This is a genomic window from Nocardia brasiliensis, assembly GCF_011801125.1.
Classification (GTDB): Bacteria; Actinomycetota; Actinomycetes; order Mycobacteriales; family Mycobacteriaceae; genus Nocardia; species Nocardia brasiliensis_C.
In genome coordinates this window covers 1,896,829-1,919,862 of sequence record NZ_CP046171.1, presented here as the reverse complement: position 1 = coordinate 1,919,862, position 23,034 = coordinate 1,896,829, and the positions used below count along the sequence as shown (strand labels likewise).

General features: G+C 64.5%; 19 protein-coding genes and 1 tRNA gene. 8 read left to right on the top strand and 12 right to left on the bottom strand.

Annotation, left to right across the window (positions count from 1 at the left end; all coding sequences use genetic code 11):
* Positions 1-12: 12 nt before the first annotated feature.
* The 6 genes from F5X71_RS08580 to F5X71_RS08555 form a co-directional block, all read right to left on the bottom strand.
* Positions 13-435, bottom strand: a complete 423-nt coding sequence (locus tag F5X71_RS08580) for an acyl-CoA thioesterase (RefSeq protein WP_275106797.1) — start codon at positions 433-435, stop codon at positions 13-15.
* A 44-nt stretch (positions 436-479) separates the two neighbouring features.
* Entirely contained in the window at positions 480-5,432 is a 4,953-nt protein-coding gene (locus F5X71_RS08575; protein ID WP_167461464.1) for an NAD-glutamate dehydrogenase, read from the bottom strand.
* Positions 5,433-5,883: 451 nt separating this feature from the next.
* Complete coding sequence (gene ettA, locus F5X71_RS08570) at positions 5,884-7,560, bottom strand: energy-dependent translational throttle protein EttA (protein ID WP_167461463.1); 1,677 nt, start codon at positions 7,558-7,560, stop codon at positions 5,884-5,886.
* Between the two features lie 205 nt (positions 7,561-7,765).
* Entirely contained in the window at positions 7,766-8,257 is a 492-nt protein-coding gene (locus tag F5X71_RS08565; protein WP_167461462.1) for a single-stranded DNA-binding protein, read from the bottom strand.
* Positions 8,258-8,585: 328 nt separating this feature from the next.
* Entirely contained in the window at positions 8,586-9,539 is a 954-nt protein-coding gene (locus tag F5X71_RS08560) for a serine/threonine dehydratase (RefSeq protein ID WP_167466312.1), read from the bottom strand.
* 164 nt (positions 9,540-9,703) lie between these two features.
* Complete coding sequence (locus tag F5X71_RS08555) at positions 9,704-11,761, bottom strand: cytochrome c oxidase assembly protein (RefSeq protein WP_167461461.1); 2,058 nt, start codon at positions 11,759-11,761, stop codon at positions 9,704-9,706.
* Between the two features lie 82 nt (positions 11,762-11,843).
* Between F5X71_RS08555 and F5X71_RS08550 the strand changes: the two genes are divergently transcribed.
* From F5X71_RS08550 to F5X71_RS08540, 3 genes are all read left to right on the top strand, one after another.
* On the top strand, positions 11,844-12,230 hold the full coding sequence (locus F5X71_RS08550) for a DUF4345 family protein (RefSeq protein ID WP_428981458.1): 387 nt from the start codon (positions 11,844-11,846) through the stop codon (positions 12,228-12,230).
* A gap of 69 nt (positions 12,231-12,299) precedes the next feature.
* Positions 12,300-12,373 (top strand) — tRNA-Arg (locus F5X71_RS08545).
* Positions 12,374-12,472: 99 nt separating this feature from the next.
* The gene (locus tag F5X71_RS08540; RefSeq protein ID WP_167461459.1) at positions 12,473-13,405 is read left to right on the top strand and encodes a tyrosine-type recombinase/integrase; all 933 of its coding nucleotides are present in this window, start codon (positions 12,473-12,475) and stop codon (positions 13,403-13,405) included.
* A 123-nt stretch (positions 13,406-13,528) separates the two neighbouring features.
* Here the strand turns inward: F5X71_RS08540 and F5X71_RS08535 are convergent, their stop codons facing one another.
* The 4 genes from F5X71_RS08535 to F5X71_RS08520 all read right to left on the bottom strand — a co-directional run bounded on the left by F5X71_RS08535 (position 13,529) and on the right by F5X71_RS08520 (position 16,614).
* The gene (locus tag F5X71_RS08535) at positions 13,529-13,969 is read right to left on the bottom strand and encodes a hypothetical protein (protein ID WP_167461458.1); all 441 of its coding nucleotides are present in this window, start codon (positions 13,967-13,969) and stop codon (positions 13,529-13,531) included.
* A 52-nt stretch (positions 13,970-14,021) separates the two neighbouring features.
* Positions 14,022-14,678 (bottom strand): helix-turn-helix transcriptional regulator, encoded by a 657-nt coding sequence (locus F5X71_RS08530; protein ID WP_167461457.1) that lies wholly within the window; start codon positions 14,676-14,678, stop codon positions 14,022-14,024.
* Positions 14,679-14,771: 93 nt separating this feature from the next.
* Entirely contained in the window at positions 14,772-15,122 is a 351-nt protein-coding gene (locus F5X71_RS08525) for a hypothetical protein (protein WP_238815788.1), read from the bottom strand.
* 583 nt (positions 15,123-15,705) lie between these two features.
* Positions 15,706-16,614 carry a helix-turn-helix domain-containing protein gene (locus tag F5X71_RS08520; RefSeq protein ID WP_167461455.1) on the bottom strand — a complete coding sequence of 303 codons (909 nt, stop codon included), beginning with the start codon at positions 16,612-16,614 and terminating at the stop codon, positions 15,706-15,708.
* 588 nt (positions 16,615-17,202) lie between these two features.
* On the opposite strand from F5X71_RS08520, the gene F5X71_RS08515 reads away from it, so the two are divergent.
* Entirely contained in the window at positions 17,203-17,709 is a 507-nt protein-coding gene (locus tag F5X71_RS08515; RefSeq protein ID WP_167461454.1) for a hypothetical protein, read from the top strand.
* Positions 17,710-17,718: 9 nt separating this feature from the next.
* On the opposite strand, the gene F5X71_RS08510 is transcribed toward F5X71_RS08515, so the two are convergent.
* Positions 17,719-17,907, bottom strand: a complete 189-nt coding sequence (locus tag F5X71_RS08510; protein ID WP_167461453.1) for a hypothetical protein — start codon at positions 17,905-17,907, stop codon at positions 17,719-17,721.
* A gap of 61 nt (positions 17,908-17,968) precedes the next feature.
* Here F5X71_RS08510 and F5X71_RS08505 point away from each other — a divergent pair, with 61 nt between their 5' ends.
* The 4 genes from F5X71_RS08505 (at position 17,969) to F5X71_RS37695 (ending at position 20,139) form a co-directional block, all read left to right on the top strand.
* Entirely contained in the window at positions 17,969-18,301 is a 333-nt protein-coding gene (locus F5X71_RS08505) for a hypothetical protein (RefSeq protein WP_167461452.1), read from the top strand.
* A complete protein-coding gene (locus tag F5X71_RS08500; protein ID WP_167461451.1) occupies positions 18,301-18,621 on the top strand; it encodes a hypothetical protein in 321 nt (106 codons plus the stop codon). The genes F5X71_RS08505 and F5X71_RS08500 overlap by 1 nt, the downstream gene beginning before the upstream one ends.
* 146 nt (positions 18,622-18,767) lie before the next feature.
* Positions 18,768-19,565 carry a hypothetical protein gene (locus F5X71_RS08495; protein ID WP_167461450.1) on the top strand — a complete coding sequence of 266 codons (798 nt, stop codon included), beginning with the start codon at positions 18,768-18,770 and terminating at the stop codon, positions 19,563-19,565.
* Positions 19,566-19,770: 205 nt separating this feature from the next.
* Entirely contained in the window at positions 19,771-20,139 is a 369-nt protein-coding gene (locus F5X71_RS37695; protein ID WP_428981457.1) for a DUF6907 domain-containing protein, read from the top strand.
* Between the two features lie 41 nt (positions 20,140-20,180).
* Here F5X71_RS37695 and F5X71_RS08485 read toward each other — a convergent pair whose 3' ends face one another.
* Positions 20,181-23,033 carry a P-loop NTPase fold protein gene (locus F5X71_RS08485; protein ID WP_167461448.1) on the bottom strand — a complete coding sequence of 951 codons (2,853 nt, stop codon included), beginning with the start codon at positions 23,031-23,033 and terminating at the stop codon, positions 20,181-20,183.
* Position 23,034: the final 1 nt, after the last annotated feature.

The window sequence follows — 23,034 nt, the reverse complement described above, 5'->3', positions numbered from 1 at the left end:
GACCGTGTGGTGTCAGTCGTTACGCCACTGCGCGAGATAGTCCCGCTCATCGTCGGTCAGCCTGCGCAGCCGCTGCGCCCGCATGTCGAACGCGGCGATCTGCGTCGAGGCGATCACCGCGGGCGGCGAGTCCGGTGCCGCCGCGGCGGCCCGCACCTCGTAGCCGATGGTGAAGTCGACGGCCCGCAACTGCTCGATCCACATGGCGATGTCGAGCGGTGTGTCCTCGTGCCGCAACTGGCCGCGGTAACGGACACGCAGATCGGCGAGGACGCAGCCCGCGCCCAGCGCGGCGGTCGGCCGGCCGGGCTCGAGCAGCCACGGGATGCGCGCCTCCTCCAGCAGGGTCACCATGCGGGCATGGTTCACATGCTGGAAGGCATCCATGTCCGACCAGCGGACCTCGACCTGCGTGTGGAAACGCTTGGGCAGCACCGCTTGGCCGCCCTGCGTCTCCCCGTGTCCGTTCCGCGGACTCGTCACCGTGCTGCTACCTCCGACTGGGCGCCCACCCCGCTCACCATGCTTCGCACTTGCCGCGCCGCAACCGACAGCGTGGCGAGATCGTGGGTTCCGGACTCGAACAACTCCGACAGCGCGGCACGGGCACGCCCGAGCCTCGACTGATTCTTCGACTCCCAGTATGCAATCTTCTCGTCGGCGCTCTCCTCCGGGTCTCCGGCGGAGAGCACGTCGAGGGTGAGCGAGCGCAGCGAGGCGTACATGTCGTCGCGCAGCGCGAGCCTGGCCAGCGAGTGCCAGCGGTCGCCGCGTTCGAGGTGGCTGACCGCCTCCAGCAACCAGTCGATCTTGAGGTGCTCGTTCAGCGCGTAGTAGAGCGCGCCGACCTCGTCGCCGTCCCGATCGGTGATGTCGGCGATGTCCACGATGTCCAGCAGCGGGAACAGGTTGAGCAACCCGAACACCTCGGTGGCCAGATCGGTCGGCGCACCGCGGGCGATCAGCTCGGCCGACTGGTCGGTGAGCGTCGAGACGTGGTGGCCGCGCAGCCAACCCGGCACCTTCGGCGCCAATTCCTGCACGCCGCGGCAGTACCGGTTGATCTCCGCGCCGACCGCGATCGGCTGCGGCCGGTTGCTGAGGAACCAGCGCGACGCCCGGTCCAGGGTCCGCTTGGTCTCCAGCTCCAGCAGGTCACGCACCGAGGTGGTGGCATCGGCAGCCCGGATCCGTGCCCACATCTGCGGCAGGCCGAAGATCTCGGTCGCCGCCGCGAACGCGCGGACGGAGTCGGTGGCGGTGGCGCCGGTCTCCTCGCTCAACCGGTGCGCGTAGGTGATGCCGCCGTAGTCGACCATCTCGTTGACGATCATCGTGGTGAGGATCTCGCGACGCAGCCGGTGCTTCTTGATCGCCGCACCGAAGCGCTCGCGCAGCGGTGTCGGGAAGTAGTCCGGCAGCCGGGTGGTGAAGTAGGCGCTGTCCGGCAGGTCCGTTTCCAACAGATCCGCTTTGAGCGAAAGCTTCACGTGTGCCATGAGATTCGCCAGTTCCGGCGAGGTCAGGCCGACACCCTCTTCGAGCATGCGCTGCATCTGCGCCTCCGAGGGCAGCGCCTCCAGTTCGCGGTCCAGGCCGCGGCGCTGCTCGAGGTCGTCGATCAGCCGCATGTGCACGTTGAGCATCTGCGGTGCGTCGGTGCGCGAGATCCCCATCAGGAAGTTCTGCGCCACATTGTCTTCCAGCACGATCTGCGCGACCTCGTCGGTCATCGAGGCGAGCAGCGGGTTGCGCTCGGGCTCGGGCAGCTCGCCACTGCTGACGACGCCGTCGAGCAGCACCTTGATGTTGACCTCGTGGTCGGAGCAGTCGACACCGGCCGAATTGTCCAGCGCGTCGGTGTTCATCTTGCCGCCGTTGCGGCAGAACTCGATCCGGCCGAGCGCCGTCGCACCCAGGTTGCCGCCCTCACCGATCACCTTGACGCGCAACTGGTTTCCGTTGACCCGGACCGGGTCGTTGGACTTGTCGCCCACGTCGGCGTTGGACTCGGTGCTCGCCTTGATGTAGGTGCCGATGCCGCCGTTCCACAGCAGCTGGACCGGGGCGAGCAGGATCGCACGCACCAGCTCCGGCGGCGAGAGGGACTCGACATCGTCGGCGAGGCCGAGGGCCTTGCGCGCCTGCGGGCTGATCGGCACCGACTTCACCGTGCGGTCCCACACGCCGCCGCCTGCACTGATCAGCTTGGCGTCGTAGTCCGCCCACGACGAGCGCGGCAGCTGGAACATGCGCTGCCGCTCGGCGTAGGACGCCGCCGTGTCGGGATTCGGGTCCAAGAAGATGTGCCGATGATCGAACGCGGCGATCAGGCGGATGTGCTCGGAGAGCAGCATGCCGTTGCCGAACACGTCACCGCTCATGTCACCGATGCCCACGACAGTGAAATCCTCTGCCTGGGTGTCGATGTCCATCTCCAGGAAGTGGCGCTTGACGCTCTCCCACGCGCCCTTGGCGGTGATGCCCATCGCCTTGTGGTCGTAGCCTGCCGAACCACCGGAGGCGAACGCGTCACCGAGCCAGAAGCCGTAGCGCTTGGCCACATCGTTGGCGATATCGGAGAAGGTCGCGGTGCCCTTGTCGGCGGCGACGACCAGGTAGGTGTCGTCCCCGTCGCGACGGACCACCCGCGCGGGCGGCACGACCTCGCCGGTGGCGCGATCGACGTTGTCGGTCACATCCAGCAGGCCGGAGATGAAGGTCCGGTAGCAGGCGACGCCCTCGGCGCCCAGTGCCTGCCGATCCGCGACCGGATCACCGGTGGCCGCGGGCGGTTGCTTCACCACGAAGCCGCCCTTCGCGCCGACCGGGACGATCACCGCGTTCTTCACCGCCTGCGCCTTGACCAGGCCGAGCACCTCGGTGCGGAAATCCTCGAGGCGGTCCGACCAGCGCAACCCGCCACGCGCGACCGGACCGAACCGCAGGTGCACGCCCTCGACCCGGGGCGAGTACACGAAGATCTCGAATTGCGGCCGCGGCTTGGGCAATTCGCTGATCTCGCGCGGCTCGACCTTCATCGACAGGTAGTCGCGCGGCATGCCTTCGGCATCGGTGACGTAGTAGTTGGTGCGCAGCGTCGCACGGATCAGGTTGAGGATGGCGCGCAGGATGCGGTCGGCATCCAGGCTGACCACCTCGTCGATCCGGCTGCGCACCTGGTGTTCCAGTTCGGCGGCGTGCTCGGCCGAGACGGTGTCGGGGTCGAAGCGCGCCCCGAACAGATCGACGAACAGCCGTGCCACGTCCGGATAGGTCAGCAGCACCCGGGAGATGTTCGCCTGGCTGTACGGGAAGCCCGCCTGCTGCAGGTATTTCGCGTAGGCGCGCAGGATCGACACCGCGCGCCACGGCAGCCGGGCACGCAGCACCAACTCGTTGAGCGCGTCGGCTTCGGCACGGCCGTACCAGGCCGCCTCGAACGCCTCGGTGAAGCGGTCGTGCAGACCGCGCACCTCGGCTTCGAGCACCGCGGCGCGCTTGGAGGACTCCAGCAGTTCGGCGTCCAGATCCCGATCGAGCGCGCTGCGCAGCAGTTCCGGCCGGGCCAGCAGGCCGAAATCATAGATCCAGCGCTCCCCGCCGCTGCTCGGGTCGGCGCCGAGCTGTGGTTCCAGCTCCAGCTGGTAGGGCCGCTCGTCGACGACCTCGACACCAAGGCTCTGCAGCACCGGCAGCACCTGGCTCAGCGAGATGCCCGCGCCCCCGACGTAGAGGGAGAAGCGCCAGCTGCCCGGATCCGAGCCCGCGTTGCGGTACAGGTACTGGTCGATGCCGCCGTCGCGCAGGTGTTCGAGCCGGACGATATCGGCCAGCGCGCGATCGGCTTCGAAGTCCTCCTTGTAGGCGTCGGGGAACGCCTCGGCGTAGCGCTGCACCACCGCCGGATCGAGCATCGTCGAGGTGCTCACCTCGTCGTTCAGGTGGTCTTCCCAGGTGCGGCTCGCCTCGGCGAGCAGACTCTGGATGCGCAGCCGGTTGGCCTCGGAGGTGTCGGCCGCCGGGGCCGCGGCGTAGCGCGGGGCGCCGCGCTCGGCCGCGGGCATGCGCACCGTGAAATACACACTGGCCAAATCGCTTTCGGCGACCCGGGCGGAGTAGTCGATGTCGACGCCGCCCAGCTCCCTGACCAGGATCTCCTGCATCTCCAGGCGCACCCGGGTGGTGTAGCGATCGCGCGGCAGGTAGACCAGGCAGGCCACGAAGCGGCCGTAGCCGTCCGCGCGCAGGAACAGGCGCACCTGCCTGCGCAGCCCGACGTTCAGCACCGCGACGGCGGTCTTGCGCATCGTGTCGTTGTCGGAGGAGAACAGCTCGGTGCGCGGGAAGGACTGGATGACCTCGAGCATCGCCTGCCCGGAGAACGACTCCAGATCGAACCCGCTCTCCTCGATCACCGAGCGCACGCGACGCTCGATCACCGGGATGTCGAGCACGTTCTCGTGCACGGCGGTGACGGTGAAGACACCGATGAACAGGTGCTCGCCGACGATGGTGCCCGCCTCGTCGAAATCGGCCACCCCGATGAAGTACGGGTAGACCGAGCGATGCACGGTGGCCGGGACCAGGCCCTGGGTCAGGATCAGCAGCGGCCGATCGATCGCGTTGATCGGCACCTGGAAATCGGTGCCGACGTCGGGCCGCAGCACGCCCAGGCAGGTGCCGGGCAGTGCGTTGGACGTTTCCTGGTCCTGATCCGAGCTCAGCCGGTAGCGGGCGTAGCCGAGCACGGTGAAGTTGCCGCTGGCCAGCCAGCGCAGCAGGTTCGCGGTGTCGACCAGGTCGGTCTCCGAGAACGGCGCGTTGCCGGACTTCGCGGCCAACTCCAGGTCGTCGGCGAGCCCGCTCTGCACCTGCTTGATCGCCTCGGTGTCGCCGATGACCTGGCGCACGTCGGCGACCACGTTCGGCAGGCCGGATTCGATCCGGCTCAGCTGGGCCCGGCTGGTGGCCGGATGCAGTTGCAGGTGCATCCAGGATTCGCGCAGCCCGGCCGCGCCGTTGCCGTCCACCTCGTGCGGGGCGGCTTGCTCGAGGCGTCCGTCCGCGTCGCGCTCGACCTCGAAAATCGGATGGATAACTTCGCTCACGCTCACGCCGAGCCTGCTCAGCGACGAGGTGATCGACTCGACCAGCAGCGGCATGTCGTCGGTGACGACCTGTACCGCCGCGCCGAGGCCGGAGCTGTCATCCGGGTGGTACACCCGTACTAGTGCCCGGCCTGCCGGACGGTGCATGGCCAATTCCATGTGCCGCCGGAAGATCTGTGTGATGCCGGTGATCGCGCAGTCCACATCGCCAGCGTCGACGTGGCGGAAATACGCCTCCTCGAGGGTCGCCAGTTCGCCGCGCAGTGCCTGCGGCAAACTCGCGGCCCACGCCGCACTGGACAATTCGGACGAGACCGTCATTTTTTCGCCAACTCCTCGGATTCGGTTCCGTAACAAAGCGACGCCGGTCCGAGAGTAGCTGTACGCCGAAGACGCGGGGGTGAAATCCCTTCCAATCCTGGGTTGTTCACCTCAACCGCCGTGTTCGCCACGCGATTGCCGATCTCGAACGGATGATCTCGGCACAGCATCGGTCCGGACCCACGAACGTCAGGTGTGCGCGACAGGTACTTTCCGCGGCGGCAACGGGGCCGAAGTACCTCGGTTCAGCTCGGCCACCAGGTCGGCGGAGCGGACCGCCGATTGCTCGAACTGCGCCTTCGCATTCACGTGTCCCACCCTAGCGAGATCCGCGCGGGTCGTGTGCGCGGGCCGGTCGCCGTTGTGCCGGATCCGAGACAGTGCGATGAGGTCTTTCGGGTATCACTGACCGGGGTAGGTGCGCATGGCCCCTACCCCGGAACGACCGGGATCAGTCGCGGGTCAGCTTGCGGTGGGTGACGCGGTGCGGACGGGCCGCTTCGACACCGAGGCGCTCGATCTTGTTGGCCTCGTACGCCTCGAAGTTGCCCTCGAACCAGAACCACTTGGCTTCGCTGTCCGAGTCACCCTCCCACGCGAGGATGTGGGTGCAGGTCCGGTCGAGGAACCAGCGGTCGTGGGAGATGACCACGGCACAACCGGGGAACTGCTCGAGCGCGTTCTCCAGCGATCCGAGCGTTTCCACATCCAGGTCGTTGGTGGGCTCGTCGAGCAGGATCAGGTTGCCACCCTGCTTGAGGGTCAGCGCCAGGTTCAACCGGTTGCGCTCACCACCGGAGAGCACGCCCGCGGGCTTCTGCTGATCCGGACCCTTGAAGCCGAACGCGCTGACGTAGGCCCGCGACGGCATTTCCTGGTTGCCGACCTGGATGAAGTCCAGGCCCTCGGAAACCACCTGCCACACATTCTTCTTCGGGTCGATGCCCGCGCGGTTCTGGTCGACGTAGCTCAGCTTGACCGTCTCGCCGATCTTCACCGTGCCGCTGTCCGGCGCCTCCAGGCCGACGATCGTCTTGAACAGCGTCGTCTTACCGACACCGTTCGGACCGATCACGCCGACGATGCCGTTGCGCGGCAACGTGAACGACAGATCCTTGATCAGCTGACGATCGCCGAAGCCCTTGTCCAGGTGCTCGACCTCGACGACCACGTTGCCGAGGCGCGGGCCCGCCGGAATCTGGATCTCCTCGAAATCCAACTTCCTGTGCTTGTCGGCCTCGGCCGCCATCTCCTCGTAGCGACCCAGGCGCGCCTTGTTCTTGGCCTGGCGCGCCTTGGCGCCCGAGCGCACCCAGGCGAGCTCGTCCTTGAGCCGCTTCTGCAGCTTCTGATCCTTCTTGCCCTGCACCTCGAGCCGCTGGGCCTTCTTCTCCAGGTAGGTGGAGTAGTTGCCCTCGTAGGGGTAGGCGCGACCGCGGTCCAGTTCGAGAATCCACTGGGCGACGTTGTCGAGGAAGTACCGGTCGTGGGTGACGGCCAGGACGGCGCCGGTGTAGGCGGCCAGGTGCTGTTCGAGCCAGAGCACGCTCTCGGCGTCGAGGTGGTTGGTCGGCTCGTCGAGCAGCAGCAGGTCGGGCTTGCTCAGCAGCAGCTTGCACAGCGCGACGCGGCGACGCTCACCACCGGAGAGGTTGGTGACCGGCTCGTCCGGCGGCGGGCAACGCAGCGCGTCCATGGCCTGCTCCAGCTGGGAGTCGACGTCCCAGGCGTCGGCGTGATCGAGGTACTCCTGCAGCTTGCCCATCTCGTCCATGAGCTCGTCGGAGTAGTCGGTCGCCATCAGCTCGGCGATCTCGTTGAAGCGATCCAGCTTCACCTTGACCTCGCCGAGGCCCTCCTCGACGTTGCCGCGAACCGTCTTCTCCTCGTTGAGCGCAGGCTCCTGCATCAGGATGCCGACGGTCGCGTCGGTCGCGAGGAACGCGTCGCCGTTGTTCGGCTGGTCCAGTCCGGCCATGATCTTCAGGACACTGGATTTACCAGCACCGTTCGGGCCGACGACACCGATCTTGGCGCCGGGAAGGAAGTTCAAGGTGACATCGTCGAGCACGACTTTGTCGCCGTGCGCCTTGCGAACCTTCTTCATCGTGTAAATGAACTCAGCCATACAGGGAAGCCTATCGGTAAGGGGATCAACGATTACGCCCCACTGCCCCACCCTCGCAGCTCACGGGCCCGTACATTCAACCAGCACCGGATCACCGGGATTCCCCACCCCACCGGCACCCACCGCGCCGCGGTCGCGGGGTCGTTCGAGGACGGCCGAGGACTCGGCCGGCACACCACCGGAGCAGGGCGAAGGCGTCGCGCGGTCACACCGGAGCGGGCAGCGCCTCGTCTTGTGTCACCGGGTGCGACGGCTGTTCCGGCGGGAGGGCGTCGGACAGCACGCCGGACGCCGCGACCGGGAGAGCCGGTGCCGGCTCGTCGGTCCACCGCTCCGCGGACCAGCGGGTGACCTGGGCGGTGCAGCGGGCGAGGTCGGGACCGACCGCGGTGGCGCGCATTTCCAGATCCCGACGTGCCATGCCGTCTTTGCCGCGGTACTCCCGCGAGCGCAACTGGCCGTATGCGAGAACCGGGTCACCGCGGCGCAATGACGCCTCTACGCCCGCTACCAGTCTGCGCCAACAGGACACGGTGAGAAACAACGTGCCGTTGTCCACCCACTCCCCGGTCGTGTGGTCGAGCCTGCGCGAGTTGCTCGCCATCCGGAAGGTCAGCACCTGCTCGCCGTTGGACAGGTCCCGCCTCACCGGATGGTTCACGATCGTGCCGATCACGGTCGCATTCGCCTCGTACATGGTGCCGCCCCTTCGCATTCCGCCGGCTTGCCCGGGAAGTTCCGCCCCCTTGCTGGGGTGTCACCAGCGTCGCTGATCCGGGCGCCGATCGGGCGGCGCGAGCCGAGAATGTGCACAACTTTCCCGGATGTGGATATGCGGTGCTTCGCAGGCGATTTCATTCCGGAGCGGTCGGATTCGCGCTGAAGCGGTCAGATGCAAGCCGGAGCAGTCGGTTTCGCGCCGAGCCATTGGACGCGACGCGAAACAGTCAGATCAGCCCGAGCAGTCAGATCGGAGCCGGGCGGTCAGGATCGGAGCCGGAGCGGTCGAATCAGAACCGGAACGTTCAGAGCGACGCGACGTCGGTATTCGCACCACAGAGCACGATGACGGGCCGCTCGCCGACCGCCGGAACGTACACACCGCTCTGCACCGCGGCCAGCGCCACCGCACCGGCCAGCTCCACCACGATCCGGAACTCTCGCCACAGATAATCACGTGCCGTGGTGATCGCGTCGTCGGTGACCAGCAGTGCGCCGATGTCGTAGCGCCGCGCCGCGTCCATCGCGATATCGCCGATCCTGGTGGCGCCCAAGGATTCCGCCACGATGCTCGACACCGCGACCTCGACCGGCCGGTTCGCCGCGAGCGCGGCGTGCAGGGTGGGGATGCCCTCCGGCTCGACACCGATCACCCGCTGGCGCCTGCCGATCGCCGCGGCGATGCCCGCGACCAACCCGCCCCCGCCGACCGCGGCGAGCACCGGCGGGCGGCCGCGCACCTGCTCCTCGATCTCCAGCCCGACCACGCCCGCGCCGGCGACAACGGCGGGCAGGTCGTAAGCATGCAGACGCAATGCCTTGCGTTCCATTGCCAATTCGGTGGCGTGGTCGAGCGCCTCGGCGTAAGTGGTTCCGTGCCAGAGCACTTCGGCGCCGTGCGACCACATCGCGGCCACCTTGGTGTGCGGCGCCGATTCGGGAACGACCACGGTGCAGGACTTCCCGAGCTGCGCGGCGGCCAGGGCGGCGGCGATGCCCGCGTTCCCGCCCGAGGCGATCACCACCTGCTCGGCGCAATCCGGAGCAGCCAGCAGCGCGTTGAGGCTGCCACGCGCCTTGAAAGTGCCGCCGTACTGGAGGTATTCGAGCTTCATGGTAACCGGGACCGGACCGTCCGGGCCGTCGACGCAGGTGTGGAAGACCGGGGTCTTACGGGTGCGTCCGGTCAGTCGCCTGCGCGCGGCCCGCACATCGGAACGATGGACACGGTCGCTGTGGTCGTGTTCGGGAAAGACCATGGAACGCTCGTTCACAACCACACCTTGACCACATTCGACTCGACCACGACTGAACCATGTCCGAAAGCACCGTCTCCGGTCGCGGAGCACCGCCCCGCAAGACGGATTTCGCAAGATTGCCTTCGCAAGACACAGTGTCAGTGGAACACACTGTGCCACTCAAATCACGGTTGCGCCGGGTCGCTCGCCGACTTCTGTACTCCCCGATCGCGTTTGGCCAGTTCGGCGAACATCGCGTTGTGCGCGGCGAGCTCCGCGTCGTGGTCGCGGTCGGCGGCCCGGTCTGTGCGTTGCGCCAAACGCTTGTCGCTGCGTGACCATTGGATCAGCAGCGCGAGCATCACCACCACGAGCGGCACCTCGCCGCTCGCCCAGGCCAGGCTGCCGCCGGTGCGTTGATCGCCGAGCAGGTCACCGTTCCAGTCGAGTCCGAGGCCGCGATAGAACCAGCCGCCGAGCACGGTGGTCATGCTCATCAGCGCGATCCCGAAGAAGGCGTGGAACGGCAGCGAGCCGAACACCATGGCCAGCTTGGTCAGCGGTTCCACCCGGCGAGGTTTCGGGTCGATGCCGATCACCACCCAGTAGAACAGGTAGCCGCTGAGTAAGAAGTGCAGGTTCATCAGCAGGTGCGCCGCATGGGAGTCGGCGAACGTGTCGAAGATTCCGCCGAGGTACAGCGCGTAGAACCCGCCGACGAAGATCACCGAGGCGATGATCGGGTTGGTCAGCAAGCGCGACACCGGATTGTGCACCGCGGCCAGGATCCATTCGCGCGGACCGGGAGCGCCGTCGCGTCCCGCGGGCGGCAGTGCCCGCAGTGCCAGCGTCACCGCGCCGCCGAGCGCGAACAGGATCGGCGCCAGCATGGACAGTGCCATGTGCGCGCCCATGTGCACGCTGAACATGGCCGGCGCGTACCGCCCGACGCCGGACGAGGTGGCCAGCAGCAGCACCGCACAGCCGGACAGCCACGCGATCGTCCGCCCGATCGGCCAGGCGTCGCCGCGGGCCCGCAGCCTGCGCACGCCCAGCAGGTACGCGATCGCCAGCAGAATCGCCAACGTGCCGAAGATCAGATCGAAGCGCCAGTCGAACAGCATGCGCGCCACCGTCGGCGGACCGTCCAGGTTGTAGCCGAGCTCCACCTCCGCGAGCGAGGGGATGCTGGTCGGCGGCGGTGGCGGGGTGCGGCCGAGGCCGACCGCGAGCCCCATGGTCGCCGCGAACACCAGCACCTCGACCCCGGCGAACCGGATCAGCGCGCCGCGGTCCTTCGGATCGGCCGCCAGCGCGGGCAGCGCCGCGCGCCGCTGCGCGTAACCGAAAACGCCCAGGACCACCAGGGCCGCCGCCTTGGCCAGCACCAGTTTTCCGTAGGTGCTGGTGAACAGCTCGTCCCAGGGCACCCGAACCCACGAGTTGATCACCCCGCTCACCCCGATCGTGACGAACGCGACGGTGGCCGTCAGCGAGAAGCGGCGCGCGGCCAGTCCGGTGTGCGCGCCGCCGCGGCGGGCGTGCGCCAGCAGCGCGAACAGGCCGCCGACCCACACCGCGGCCGAAACCAGGTGCAGGATCAGGCTGTTGGTGGCCACGTCGTGCGCGCCGCCGGACGACGAGTGACCGGTCAGCGCGAGCGGCATCATCGTCACGATCGACGCACCGAACAGCACCGGCGTCCAACCCCAGCGCAACGCCAGCCGGGCGCCGACCGCGACGATCAACGCGAACAGCACCGTCGTGCGCCACGCGCCGGCCAGCTCGATCTGATCGATGGCGCGCCACAGCGCCACCGGGTGCAGCGTGTCGCGCACCGGTTGGCCGGTCGTGTCGGACACGGTCAACGGAATCAGCAGCGCCGCACAGCAAGCCCAGAGCAGCGCGAAGTTGGAAGCGCGCCGGACCGCGCGATATCCGCCAACGTCCAGCAGCCCGCTCGCCTGCGGCGACACCAGAAACGCCGCGAACAGCAGGGCGCCGACCGTCAACGCCGCGGACAGATCCGCGAGCGCGCGCACCGCGGGCAGACCGTAGGTGGTCAACGCGCCGGGATCGGGAATGCCGAGCAAACTCAGCGCCTGCGCCGCCGACAGCCCGACCACGAGCGCCGCGACCACCGCCGCGATCGCCGCGGAAAGCGCGATCACCACCGCATATGTCGCCGCGGGCCGAGTGCTCTCCAGATCAGGGGAAGCGGACGGGCCAAGCGCAGACGACATACGACTGAGCGTAGTTCGAGGGCTATCGCGTGGCCGCGTCGGGTTTGGGCCGATATTGTGGGCTGCGGATCACGGAGGTGTTGTGTCGGTCGTGTCGATCGTGTTGATTGCCTTGGTGGCGTTGTTCTTCGCCGCCATGGGCGTTTTCGGGCTCCTGCGGCCCAGCCAACTCGTCGACCCGCTCGGCCTGCTAGCCGACCGCGCCGACGCCCGCGCCGAGGTGCGGGCCGTCTACGGCGGCTTCGGCATCGCCATCGCGGTGATCCTCGGGTTGGCCGCCGCAGACGTCGGTGAACTCAGATTCGGGGCATGCCTGGCGGTGGCCGCCGCGCTCGGCGGCATGGCGTTCGGCCGAGTGTGGTCGTCCGTCGCCGAAAGCCCGTCCGCCTTCTACCCCGTCTGGTTCTACCTGGTGCTAGAGGTGATCATGGCCGCGATGCTCGTACTCGCCGTCACGCTGGACCCTTAGCCATCTGGTCGGTCGCTATAATTGGCGCGCTGGACAGCACGACCAATGTCGGCCAAGGTGGAACCCACTGCCTCCGTAGCTCAGTTGGATAGAGCAAGGGCCTTCTAATCCCTAGGTCGCAGGTTCGATTCCTGCCGGGGGCGCTTTCCCGCTCTGACCTGGTAATACTCCGGGTCAGAGCGGGGATACCCGCTCAGCACAACGCTCAAACACCAAGGAACTTTGCCGAGTAGACTTCGTGCATGGGGAGCGATTTCGACGACCTGGCCGAGCTAGCCGAGGACTTCGCGAGCGAACTGCGCCAGCAGAACAAGTCGCGGGGCACCATCGAGACCTACTGCCGCGACATCCGCTACTTCCGCGAGTTCCTCGAATCGAGGGAGCTCCCAACGACTTCCGCGCAGCTCACCCGGGCCAATATCGGCGCCTACATCGAGGACACCCTCACCCGCACCAACCGTCGCACCGGGCGGCCGGTCACCCCTGAGTACGCACACCGGCAATACCGCAGCCTTCAGCAATTCTGCAAATACCTGGTAGCGGAGGACATCTTGCCTGCCGATCCGTTCTACCGGCTGACGCCTCCGGTTGTCCCCGACAAGCCGATTCCGGTACCCAAGATCGACGCCCTCCGGAAACTGATCGCCGAGTGCGAGGGCACCGACTTCGAGAGCCGCCGCGACATGGCGATCATCCGTCTTCTCGCGGATTCCGGACCGCGCATCGGTGAGCTCGCCCCGCTGGATGTCGACGCGATCGACTTCGTCGAGAACACTGTCTTGGTGCTGGGCAAGGGCCGTCGGCCGCGCACCCTGCCGTTCAGCGATAAGACGAGGACATGCCTGCGCCGGTACTTACGCGTTCGCGCCGGGCACCGAGCGGCAGCAAGCGGCGATTCCGCCTTGTGGCTCGGTCAGCAGGGCCGCATGACCGCGTCCGGCATTCAGCAGATGATCGAACGCCGTGCTGCCGCCGCAGGTATCGAACACTTGCATCCGCACCAGTTCCGACACTTCTTCGCGCACAACTGGCTGGCGAGCGGCGGTCAAGAACAAGATCTGATGATGCTGGCCGGCTGGCGGTCGCGCCAGATGCTCGGCAGGTACGGCGCATCGGTCGCTGAAGAACGTGCACGCGATGCCCATCGACGTGCCAGGCTAGGCGACCAGCTCTGAATTAAGAGGTCGATCCGTCCGGACGCTGTGCTGATCACAAAGTGAGCGTTTGTCGTAGGCCGTGCACTCATAGTCCGTTTCCGGACAGGCCCCGGGGCCATACTCTGAGGCCATTCTCGGGTCTCAGCTAGACCCTTTTCCCTGCAACTCCGCAACCACGGCGACGGCGTTTGCAATCGGTCCGCGCCGGTGCATATACGGCAAGGTCACAGGCGGCAAACCCACGTCGGTTGCGAGCCGTTGTATGGACGCACGCGCGTAAGGATGAATCATAAAAGTTACGTTTTCAACAAACAGCCGGTCGATCTCTGAACGATCAGGGGCGTCACCTTCCACCTTGATAACGGCAACGTGCGCGACGCGGATCTCCGCAAGTTTGCTGTCATCGTCCGTAGAGTCCTCGCCAGTGGGACTAGCGGGAAAAAATGAGGCATCGTAGGTCACACGAATGAAGAGGTCACCCCCTTCAAATGTGTATTTCGGCTCGTCGACACTAATCTTGGCGTTGACTTCCTCGGGAAGTTTGACCGTCCGCACGTCGGCCCTCAGCTGAACAGTCAGCACGTCGCAAATTTTGGTGCGCGCGACCAGCGATGGACGTGGAGCACCCACAGACTCAGGCACTGATGACCCCACTTTGTTCACGAGCAATCTCTCGCTGCTGCTCGGAAGCAAAGTTCGTGGCCAGCACCCGCGCAGCCCGCGGTCGGCAGGTCTGCAAATGCCGCTTCAGGGCCAGCTCAAGGGTGTCGTTCCAGACTTTGAGCGCATGCCACTCCTGCGTTGCGTAGTCCGGGACACGCGCGAGACATGCGTCGATGTGCGCCACCGTCGACTCGTCCGGCCAGTCTTTCTCGATCGGTAACGCGTAATTGGTGATCAGCCAGTCGGCAACGTCGGGCCACAACCAGACCTTCGACGTCCGCGTCCCGTCACCAACAGCGCCGAACGGAGTTGGAAAGGAACGTTCGGTCGAGCCACTTGCCCATTTCCGGACAGTCTCACGAGAGAAGCCCGTTCGGTGAGCGATGTCGCTTGCAGAGACCAAGTCTCGATGTACTCGAATCGCCCGAGCTCCTGGGACCAAGCTCGCCAGCTGCCTGGCAAACTCAAGGACTTCGCTCGGTACGTGGTTTGAAGTGGGGTAAACCGTGGCAGTTGCGATGCCGTTGACCTTAGACCAGAGCGCCGACGACAGGTCGGAAGTTGCGATGGCCTGCTGCGTTGCTTCCTGCGCCAAGTCAACGCCTTCTACCTGCAGCTCTACAGACATTGACATGCAGTACCCGCTCCTCCCTGCAGTCGCCCCGCACTGGTTGACAATCGCCAACTCCTCAATGATGGCATGACTAAGCGATCAGCTTTATCACAATAGGGACTTTCTCACAGTACGAATCTCCGCAAGCAGCTCCTTGCATCTCCGCTGCCGCGCTCTGACTTCGCTTGCACTTAACGGTGCATCAGCCAGCGTCTTGCGCGCGGCCCTGACCTGCGAGTTGGCGAGGTCAACGGCCTTCGCTGGCGTGCTCGGCACATCGAAGCCGCCCGCTTGCGCTGCGCCCTCGATGATCATGTCTTGCTCGTCAACCTCATCGACGCGCCGACTGAACTCGTCGTAGTCCACGGAACCGTCGATCAACGATTCAGCGTCATCGAGCAGTGTAAGCACCGCTTCAGCACGCCCTCTGAGGACCATCGCCTTCGCAGCCACGATCAAGTTGTGAGCCTGATTGAGCCGTTGGTCGACCGCCGCCAGTAGTCCGATAGTCGAACTACCGTGCGTGCACTGATCGATCTTCTTACGAACATCACGAGCGATGCTCTCCGACCCCCTGGCTGTACAGGGAACTTGACGCTCGCACTCGCCCGTCATGCATTTGATTACGCCGAACGCATGGCTTGTATACCGGTGGAGCCACCAGCCGCGCGCCCTGGCGTGGTCAAGTGTCTCCCGCCAGAACGGTTCCGTGTGCGGCGGCCACCGATCGTCGGGCCCGAACTCCAATGCAGTTCTCTCCTGCCCTGGGTCGTTTTGCTTAGTTGTCAAGTTTCCCAGACCTAGCAGGCCCGCCGAGGGTAACCGAGGGTTCAATCCGATAACTAGATAGCTTCTCGCGCAATCTGCAGCCATACATCGGAAACTCCAAACTTTGCTTGAACAAGATCGGCGAACAAGGCCTTACCGACGACACTGGGGAGTGTGGTCCAACACATTGCGATCCCGGCTCGTTCGACTGCGGCTTTACGTTATTTCCCCTTCCTCGGCAAGCTCCCTGTGCCGACCGATCCGGACGCCTCGCCTAGTTCATCTCCGTATCGCGAGCAGCTTCGATTTGTTGTGGCGGCTCGTGATTCGTCATGTCCAGGGGTGCGGGGCCGAGGCCGAGTACCCAGGCGGTGGTGACGCTGCGGAGTCGGTCGCGAAGGTGTGGATCTTCGACGCAGTCGATCAGCTGCAGCGCTTGGTTCAGGACTCTGTCGGATTGAATGGCTTGGTGAATCAGCGCGGCTTGGTCGGTGAGGTGGCGGCGGGCTTTGTTGGCGTGGACAGTGAATGCGCCGCTGATGGTGGTGATGAGGAGTCCGCCGAGACCTGTCGCGGCGGCCGCGTAGAGATTGCCGTCGGCACTCTTGGCGTTCGCGATGGCCAGACAGGCGCCGGTCAGCAGGATCAGCGCGCCGACCGAGGTGAAGAACATCGCGCATCGGAAGGTGCTGTGGGCCTGGGAGAGTGCTTGCTGGAGGAAGTCGGACCAGAAGCCCTGATGCAGAGTTTCGGGATCGACGGATTCCATCGGCGCGGGAGTACCGACGCCGTTGACGTCGGCGTGGTCGCCGATGATCAGACCCCGCTGGAAGCGGGTGGCGTTGCCTCGCACACGTTTGAACGCGGCGTTCCATGGTTTGAGGTCCACGATGCCCAGCGCGCGCACCATCGCGAGGAACGAGTGCCGGCTGCGCGGGATCTGCCTACCGACAAGGATATTCATCACCGCGATCTGGGAGACGCCTGCACGCCGGGCAATCTCAGCCATGCTGAGGTTGACCTCGATCTGGACATGCCGCAGAGCACGGGCGAGCTCTTCGGCGGTCTGCACGGTCGCCAGCGACGCCCGGTCCGAGGGCACGACGCCGATGATGGTGTAGGTCTCACCGAACTGACGAAAGGGAGCGGGCGGCGCACCGCCGTCCAGCCGGTCATTCTCCACGGGAGCCCCCCAGCAGGAGAGTGCTACGGTGCTCTAGAGTCGTGGATGTACGTGCAGGTGATTTTGCAAATGTTCTTTCGAACAACCATGTTCGATTGAATGGGACAGCAGCAACCGATATCGTTGGCAAGGACAGCTCCGGCATTGTAGCGGTTATCGGACGCGTTGCGGCGGCTGTCGAAACCCGTGATCCGCCCTCGCTGGCACGGGGGCGGACACGCATCGGTTACCACTCGTTGTTTCAGGCTGGGCACAGCAGCCCACCACAACGCTTGCTTCAGACTTTAGCTGCATACCTCGCCCGGATCACAGGGCGATAACATTGCGTCGACCGCGATGCATTTGCTACCAAATGGCGATAATTCCCGATTTCGCCCTGGTTGAAGCACTCAAAACGGAATGCCTCATCGGTTATCAAGATCAAAGTTCCCGAATCGGGTGTAACAAACCTCACAGTCAGTTGGTGATCTGAGTCACTGCCAACAATGGGAACAGCGCTGTTTCAAACCGACACGCTGGGAAGATGTTGAAAACATGACGATAAAGAAAATCTTGACACGGTTAGCTGCGTCAAGGAATCCTTTACCCATGGAGAACCAGCGCGACAACGTAGACGACCTTACGCGGTGCCCTGATGACGACGAGATTGCCCAGGCCGCCACCGACCTGGAGCTAGCAATGATTACCAAATGCAGCGAACTCGCCACGAAGCTACTGCTTGGTAATGCGACAAACAGCGAAGATGTATCGAAATTGAATGCTGGGAACAATTCCGACCGGTCTCCTACGCGGTTGAATCTGGAACTGACCAAACTCAGAATTCTATGCAAAGCGAACATGGATGTTCGTGGCGCGGTAGCGGCAGCGCGGTTCGCCGGCGCGACGTGGCAGCAGGTGGGCGCGGCGTGCGGAAAGTCCAAACAAGCGGCCTACGAACGGTGGCACAAGGCAGTCGGCGAACTCGAGATCACACGACGCAAGACCGATCACCGCCCCGTCGATCCCCTCGACGAGTACGACCCGGGAGGCATGCGCCCCATCGCCGCACTGTACGAGCAGCTCCAACAGTTGCCGCCGCGCGATTCGACAGAGTAGAGCCCGGCGCTAGGCCGTTTCGGGGTGGTCGTCGATGAGCACCAGATCGGCGACGCGCATCGGGAACTCGTAGCCGGCGTCGATGACCGGCTTGATCAGCACGACGCCGGGGTCTCCGTTGTGCTCGACTTCGATCACAACGAACTCGGAGCCGCCGTTGGCACCGATCTTGACCTTGGAACCTTCCACGAACGCCACGATCGCAGCCTAACTTGAGCGTCCGACTAACCAGGGTCGACACGCGCTAACATTCGAAACTATGTTCGAGTACTGGACCGATGAGTTCTCCTCGTCGCTTTGGCGGGTTGTCGACCCACCGAAGCCAGTTCTCGTCGAGCTCGGCACAGCTATCTCTACCATCACCCACCTACGGGGTGGCGGCGCCTCGCTGCGCGTCAAATCGGCCGGCCTAGACCTGCGTCGGACAGTGCCAGGACTGGTTCATGCGTGGGCGGAGTGCATCGACGGTTCCTGGATCGGGTTGTGCTCGTTCGTGATCCCCACCGCCGATCAGCGCGGCCACGTTCCCGCTTTCCAGTGGTGCCCGCGGCGTTCGCTGATCGAACCGAAGAGAAACCGCAGGAGCTCTTGATGACGACATCCGAAGAACGGCCCGGTGACGTGCTCTCGGTGGTGATGGCCGCGATCGACGACGAAGACGGCACTGGCGGGTTCGCGACCGCAGACATTCTCCGAGTCGTTCGCCGCGCCCTCGACCCGGCACCAACCTGTGACGAGGTCACTGCCGCGTTGGAGCTGCTGGCGCTGCCCAACATCGGCGGACTTCGCGCGGACGGCGACGGATGGCAGATCGCCGGACCGGCGGATGTGGTCGCGCGCAGGCTCCAGTTCCTTGCCGAAGCGGTCGCGGACTATCGGATCGGCTTCGCCGGCCACCTCGACTGCTACTGATCTACATCGCCCGGGGCGCGCCTGGCGGATTTCCGGCGCACCTCGCTGGACAGTCGGCACCGACTACTTGACCAACACACCGCGCAACTGAATCCTGAACCCAGCGGGCACAAGAGCGTGTCGGTGCCGTTTGCGAGGATGTGCTCATGACGCTGGGGGCTGAGGATCGTCGGGACAGTTTCTGGAACGGCGAGGACTATCAGAAATTCGTTGCCGCGCTGCGCACGTCGATGTCGGACCAGGAAATAGCCGACCACCTCGGTCGCAGTCTCACCGCGATCCGGGCTCGCGCGAAACTACTGCTGCTGGACGCCTGGGGCGAGACCATGGCGCTACGGAAACTGCGACAGATGGCCGCCTCACCGGATTTCGACTGGGAACAGATGGCGCGCACCGCGCACACCCAGCAAGGAATCCCATACTGGGACGCGGCAGCCGACGAACAACTGATCCACGCCTGGGCAGCGAACCCACCGCCGAGCATGGATGAGCTGGTCGCCACGCTCGGGATCAGCGAACGAGATATCGCGAAACGATGCCTGTGGCTGGACTTGGCTCAAACCCGCATCGAGGTCGTCGACCGCTTCGGCGCCAAGCCAGGCGGAGTGCTCGACAAGCAGACCCGGCTGGCAAAAGACACCGCCAGCACCGCGGTAGGGATACTGGTCATCACGTCGGAAACCGGTGCAGTCGTGCACCTCTCGCTGCACCCCGACATCGCCGCAGCCGCCGCGGCATGCACTGAGCTGCGGGCTGAGGAGCTCAGTGACGAGCCGGGCGCATTGGCTATCGCCACGCGCGTGGTCGGTGAAGGGTCGGTACGGCGCACGCTCACCGGCGCCTGGGCAGACCGGCACACCATCGATCTAGCAGCAGCACCGAAACCAGCGCCCGGTACCTCTCTATCACGCTGGCGGTGGCTGCGCCGTCAACGCCGACGCTGAACTATTTAGCTTGCTGTTGTCGCCCGGCTTCCGTGGCGGTGTTTGCTTGGAAGGCAGAAGTTCTACCCTTCGACGTCAGCACTGCCCGCCCGCAATGACCGCCCGGCCGAGGTCGGCGGTAGTGCTGACTTCATTGTCGGTTTGCGAAGTACGTTCCGGGCGCGCCTACCTGTGATTCTCCTACTGGTCGCGATAATCGGAACCCGTGAATACAGTCACGCAGACCTCACTAATCCCCGAATATGCGTGTCCAGACTGGTGCACGGAGACACACACCATAGAAAAATGCCGTGAGGACGTCCTTCATATGAGCGACTCGGCAGGTACCTCTATCCCCAGGTACCTAGCTAAAGGATCGCTCGAGTTCATGGCGACTTTGGTTTGCAACATCAGCGCCGACGGAACGCCGGGAAATCCTCGTATAGAGGCAGAGATGTTCGGGCAGTGCGGGTTCATAGGCACGCGAAAAGAAGCACGCATCCTTCTCCAGGAACTACAGGAAGCGGCTGAACTCGTTGAAGCGTGGATTCCTCATCTTCCCGAGAAGGACGGCTGGATGCCGCCGCGGGCGTGATCCGATCGCTTTCCGACCTACCGTCGCCTTGTGCTACACCCCTACCGGCTTACCCACACCGGAATCGCTGGCTCCGCACGACTGTCGGGATCGAACGGTTGAACTTCGAGATCGCCACCGTCCGCGGGATCATCGGATTCGTTTCCGGGCAGTGGCGGATTGTTGGTGATGCCGATTGTGTAGGGCAAGACCTGATGCCGGTTGGCTAGAACGGTCTCCATAGGAAGGTCGAGCAACCGGTCTGCTTTGGCAAGAAACGCCGCGACCCGACTTCCCTCTAGAGTTGCGACACTGGGATATTGGATGCTCTCAGCCCAGTTCCCGAAGGATTCCGCCGTTTCGGTCGCGGCATCACAATGGCGAAGCGCACAGCCGAGAGTTTCGGGTGCACCAAGCAAGGCCGCGACGAGAACTGCGAGCGCGGCAGGGTCGTGTGGTTCTGCAGAGAGCCGCGCTCGGACCACGGTGTAGACAGTGACGAAACGTTTGGCCCGTCTCGGAGTCGTTGCTACGAGCGGTGCCACTAGATCCAGAATCTCGCGGTCGCTCTCGGACAGCGCCAACGATTCGGTAAGTAGTTCGTCGGGCATCGCATCGAAATGCCCTGCCGGACTGTCCTGCTCGGTTGTAACGCCGTCGGCCGAAGTTCCGGGCAGGTCTCCAGCACTGTCGGTCTCGTCGGGACCGGGGACCTCGTTGATCTGATCGTCTGGCAAAACTTCCGTCGAACCGCTTCTCGGGATTGGTCCATCGTTGCGGTCGACAACCTCGCGCAGGATGGCTCTGCATCCCTCTGGACTCATCGGCGGCAAGGTGAAAGTCAACTGGAAGATTTTTTCCAGGTAGTCCGACGGTGTGGGAGCGCAATCTCCGGATTCGAGCAGTTCTGGATGACATGCTCGGAGGGATCGATCCAGACTGCGCGGGGCAACTCCCATCACGACCACGAAATGGGGGAGGCCAAGGAACAGGTGAACTGCTTCCAGTACAGCTACGACGGTCTTTGTTGAGCACCTATCGAGATCGTCGATGTAGAGGACCACACGTTTGGTTCTGGCCTCAGGCTCGGCGATTGCGTCGCTGAGATGTTGGCACAGGTTCCGTAGATCGCGGAGGATCCGGGTGGTCACACCGAGGTTTTCCTCGTACTCCACCGTTGCAGCGCGGTCGGCTATGAAGCGCTGCAACACGATCGACGGTTTCAGATCATCACGTTCGCGGCGCGCCTCGTCCAACTCCTTGAGTGCGTCGACCTTTGCGCGACAGGCCTCGGCAAGCTCGCTACGCTTCTGAGCCACTTCTTTTTCTAGGTCCGCAAGCTCGACTGCCTGGTCAATCTTCTTATTTTGGACCCGGCGTGCGATGCACCGTTGCACCCGCTCGGCCGGCGCAAGAATCTTTGAGATCAGCTTGGAAAGTTTGCTCAAACCTGTTGCGACGCCTGCGATCGCCGCCGCGAACCATCCGACCGATGTAGCCACCGCGTGGTAGTCATCAGGACCGACCTTCGCGAGAATCAGCGTCAATATCAGGACAAACAGGCCGGCGAGGAGTCCACCCAGTAGTGGCGATGTGCGCCGCGGCGCTGACGGGGTTCCGAGCAGCCGGATCCTGCTCCATTGCGCGACGATCTCATCGGCAGAGTCACGCAACTCTCGAACACTGTCGACTGCCTCCGAGATCTTCATCTGTTGGGCGGCCGTCTCGAACTGGCTACGCAACGCGTCACCGTCGGTAGCCGCCGACCAGATGTCTTCTGGTCGTACAGATTTGAGCGATTCCAGTTCTGCTTCGTGACGAATTCGGACAGTCTCGATCCTCGCACCGAGTCTGTCGATTTCTCCTTCGATCGCCACTACTTGCGTTCGGGCAGTCGCAACCGATTCGGCGAGGGCCACGACGCGGTCGTGCGCCTTCTGCAGTTTCTCTGCAGGGGTCTCAGGCGGCAGATCGAGAGTTTCGAAGATGTGCTGATGGAGGCTAGCCATGAGGTCGCCTCGCTCGTAGTGCCATGCCCGGAACACGACGTGCTGCACCCCGGGTTGGAAGACGGTGCCTTCCGGGTCACTACTGGTGAAAGCATCGATGTATGCCTGAATCTGGTTCATGAAGAACGTCTTGCCGACTCCCCATTCCCCATACAGCGCCACAGCCAACGGTGTGATCAAGTTCTTTGACGCGAGGAGTGCTGCTAGCGCACGTGCGTCCGGCGCAATGCCGAGTAGATCAGGGCCAAGTGTCTCATCGTCGGAAATAGCTGGAATCGAGACCGTAGCCCTTTTCCAGACAGTGGCGCTATCGGTCGCGTTGATCTCGTCACCCACAGCGGTGACATTGACATCGGAAGCGGGGCCGCTGTGTGCTGAAGTCGTCGAGGTGTCGACCGGATCCGGGATTCGAACGCCGATCCCGTCGAGTATTCCGGCAAGAATATCGAGATCACAGCGGCGAATTGCGCTCTGTTTTGCGTTGTCGAGAGCTGGCTCGATCTGTTTGCTGGTCAGTTCACCGTCCAGAGGGTGCCACCGCTGTGCGTAGCCGGCCCTGTATCGGACGATCGGTACTTCCGCCTTGTTCGGTGTGTCGAAAGTGTGTTGGCAGGATCCACACCGAAATATCGGTTTGATTGAAGTCCGGCGGTCGAAGCCGGTCTTGCCACAGTTGGGGCACAGCAGCCGGGTCTTCACGGTTGATTCGGTGTCAATTCGATCGATACGTGAGATCCCATAGACCGTTTCCGAGCTTCGGAGGACCACCACGTCACCGACCGCAACCTGACGGTGGTTACCTACCGCACTGTCGTAGACATACTCGCTCCCTAGCACATCGGGGTACCCCTCATTGCTCTCCCAACTCCGGCCCTTAGCCTTCGTCAACAGCGCCCAAGCAGGCATG